The organism is Bacillus sp. JJ1474 (assembly GCF_036965225.1).
Taxonomy (GTDB): domain Bacteria; phylum Bacillota; class Bacilli; order Bacillales; family Cytobacillaceae; genus Cytobacillus.
This window is the reverse complement of the sequence record NZ_JBALPC010000102.1, coordinates 1-3833: the sequence shown is the minus strand read 5'-3', so window position 1 is coordinate 3833 and position 3833 is coordinate 1. Positions and strand designations below refer to the sequence as shown.

Sequence of the window (3833 nt, the reverse complement as noted above, 5' to 3'; positions counted from 1 at the left end):
CATCATAGCCAATTTCACCTGGGAAACCAATGAACGGCTTTACCTGTACATTTTGTTCTAATGGAGTTTCACTAATACTAATAGCAATATCTTGGCTATAGTATGAAGGTGCCATCACCTTTAACGTGTAGTTGCCTTCATACGCAGTAATGGAATATTCTCCGTTTGCATTTGTTTCTACTGGCTGTACAGCAGCATCCTCTACTAAAAGGAGTGTAGCATTTGCAACAGGTTGACCTGTAGCATGATTTGTAACAGTACCAGAAACTGTTCCTTGCGGGATTGGCTCTAAAACAAAATTAGCTGTCACTTCACCGTCTTGAGGAATATTAACAGTCTGTGCCTGGGAACGGTATCCATAAGCCTCTGCTTGCACAGTAAAGGATCCGGAAGCATGTGTAAATTCATATGTGCCATCAAAAGGTTTTGTAAATACGGATCTGCCTGATTCTAAAATGCTCACTTCAGCGGTTAATGGTAGGAGAGCAGGGGCAGGCTGATTTTGTGAGCCATTATTTTGTATTACCTTTTCTTTTACAGGTACAATCTTGTCAGGATCTACCTTTTCATCCTTTAGAGCAGTATCGGAGTCATCTGCAGCTTCAGAAGGATTCGTAATTGCCAGCTGATTACTATTTGCGGCCTGTAGGGCAGTGTTTGAAAGCTGCACATCATCAATGTACCAGCCTGGTCTTTGTACAGAACCATCTGTTTTTACATTGAAGCCTACGTAGATTCTTTGACCTGCATATTCACTTAAATTAACTTCTCCGTCAATCCAGCCGGAAGTAATATCCGTGATGCGAAGCATTTGTGTCCAGTTTTCCATGTCAGTTGAGACAAAAACATGGCCAAAATCCCAGTTTCTTTCAAGGTTATACCAATGCTTAAACTGTAAGTATGCATTTCCTTCTGGGAGGTCGATTGGCGGCATAACTAATGTCATATTAGCTCTGTTATCGTAGTTTCCTGAAAGATTAGTGGCGTATACTTTTTCGCCGGATGCTGCATTTCCTGGTCCGGAGGTTGGCACTCCCCATTGCCAGCTATTAAATTCACCAAATGATGTCCAGCCTATTGGCTCAGATTCAAAATCCTGTGAATAGCCTATGGTGATGCCAGGCATAACAGATACTACAAAGTTATCAGTTACGACTTCATTTCCTCCAAAGTCATTGACCTTCCATTTATATGTGATGGATGGTATAGAAATCTCATCTCCAGGTATTGTTACTTTGTAAATTCCATCTTTATAGTCTCCTGAAATTCTTGCTCCTTGTAAAGTTGCCCAGCTGCCGTCAGATTTTAAGTATTCAAGGACTGTGTTTAATACACTTACGTTGTCAGTTGCTCTTAATTCTAAGGAAAGATCCATTCCTGCGTATGTTTCTTGCGGAGCAACGTGAACCACTTCAGGTGCTTCACTATCATTGCCTTCTTTTGCTACTTGGCCTTTAATCTTTCCAAGGCCGGATATGACAGAGGAAACGGCATCATATGCATTGACGAGACCATATCCAAAACCATTATTTGGTGTTCCAGGATATTGTCCGTTCGTTAAAGGTGAAGCTGTTTGGATTAATATTTCTTCCATATCTTCGACAGAAAGACTTGAATTAACTTGACGAAGCATGGCTGCAACAGCTGAAACATGCGGTCCTGCCATGGACGTTCCATTCCAGCCTCCCTCATACCCGCTTCCTGGTACGGAAGAACGAATATTTACACCAGGTGCAGAGATATCAGGTTTGATTTCTCCATATGGTGATGGTCCTTGAAGGGAGAAGCTGCCTAATCCATTGTTAATATCTGTTGCACCAGTAGCGAACGATTCAGGGTAGTTTGCTGGATTGGCAATTGATCCTGGTCCCCCTGGATTCCCGATTCTTGTATTGCCTGCAGAGAATTCTGGGAAAATTTCTGCTGCACGCCACGCTTGAACCATTGGACGATACCATTCATCAAGTCCTGGACCACCGCCCCAAGAGTTATTTACAACATCAGGAGCTTTATCAGGATGAGGATTTCCAGCGGCATCCTTTGGCGCTAAAATCCATTCACCAGCAGCAATGAGATCTCTATCTGAACCGCCAGCTGCTGTAAACGCTTTAACAGCAATCCATTTGGCACCAGGTGCTACTCCGATTTGATTGGCTCCGTTTGGTTCTGCACCAACCATTGTTCCAGTTACATGAGTGCCATGACCAACATCATCATACGGTGCAGATCGTCCAGCTGTAGCGTCAAACCAGTTAAATTCATGTGTTGGAGAATTAGGATTGGCTGGATTATAGCCTCGGTATTTTTCCTTTAGTGCTGGATGATCCCATTGGACACCGGTGTCTATAGATGCAACAACCGTACCAGATCCATCAATTCCCATTGCCCAAACGGCTGGGGCACCGACTCTTTCAATATTCCATTCTATTGAGTTCGTTTCAGCTTCTGTTTTTTTATCTAGCTGAAGTAAAGGGGGCTCGGCAACCTTTTCTGAAATATTCAGCTGTCTAATTTCGTTTGGTAGAATTTTGTCAATTTCAGGGAAGGCTGCGACTTGTTCCATGACCTCTTTTGTAGCAGTAACAGCGATGGCATTCACAATATAGAAGGATTCAACATCTGTTGCTTTTCCCTCTTTCTCCATTTTTTGGAGGAATTCTGCAACAGGGCCTTGAGTTTCAAAAGCAGTAGATCGTAGGGAGGATAGAACTGCGGATCGTTTCATGTATTTTAATTTAGCTGGTGTTACATTTTGACTTAAAGCATTTTTTTCAGCATTTTTTGCTGCTGCGGCTGTGTCTGCTTGTTCCTTGAACTTAATTAAAAACGTGACTTTACCTTGATTAGCGAATTGATCTTGTAATTTGCTGCTAATTTTACTTTTTGCAGCCTCAGGAGCTGCTTTCTTAAGTGAAGTATGTGGAGAATCATTTGCTTCCGCTTGACCCATGTTTGGGAACATAAGCGGGAGTATTAAAAAAGCAATGAACATGATATTAAACCAACGAAATCGCGTATTCCTTTTCTTCTTCAAAATAATCCCTCCTTGTTTTGGTAAATAAGATTTTGACTGCTGTTGCTAAATGAAAATAATCACCTCCAAAAAGGGCGGAAAGAAAACCCTTTGTTAATGAAACTTTAGCGAATAAAAATCGAAAAAGATGTCGAATAATCAGAGAGGAATTGAGTGCTAGATTAAAATGAGAGAAAGGAATTAGAGTAAGATGACTGGTCAAGATAAAAGGAACTAGTAAACACTCAATCTAAACGACTAGAAATATGTTCATTTACATATAAAACTGACATTTTTCTTGTATTTTTTGGAAAAAATAAGAAAAAGGAAAGGGGAGTGAATTTAACCGAAAAGACCTATAGTGAAAAGGAAGTGGGTCATTAGCAGATGTGTCTTTTATTCTAATGGAGGATTTGAATAATATCGGGATACAAAAATAGCAAAAAAGTCATGTAACTTTTTAGAAAAAATGTAAATTTTCTGCTTTCTAATTTAGTAACAGATAGATAGTACTAGTTAAATGGAATGATCAAAAAACATACTTTTATCCTGTTTTCAAATGATTGAGCAGGAGAATAGATATACATATCTAAAATGCTATTGAATTTAAGGAATAAATGATCTGGAAATCATTGCTAACAATTGGTAAGGTAGGGAATATTACAACATTAGTCATTAATATGTTTTGAAAAGTGATTCTTTTTTGTACCTTATTCGTCTAATAGTTTGTATGAGGGAGCGGATAAAATGAAAAGAAATTCTGCAGAACATTTTGAACAAGTATACACAGAATATAGTGATAAAATTTACGGCTATATTT

The 3833-nt window shown here is 39.6% G+C and carries 1 protein-coding gene; it reads right to left on the bottom strand.

Annotation, left to right across the window (positions count from 1 at the left end):
- Positions 1-2992 (bottom strand): S8 family serine peptidase (locus tag V7164_RS14150; protein ID WP_438824721.1); only part of this gene is annotated, 2992 nt, incomplete at its 3' end.
- Positions 2993-3833: the final 841 nt, after the last annotated feature.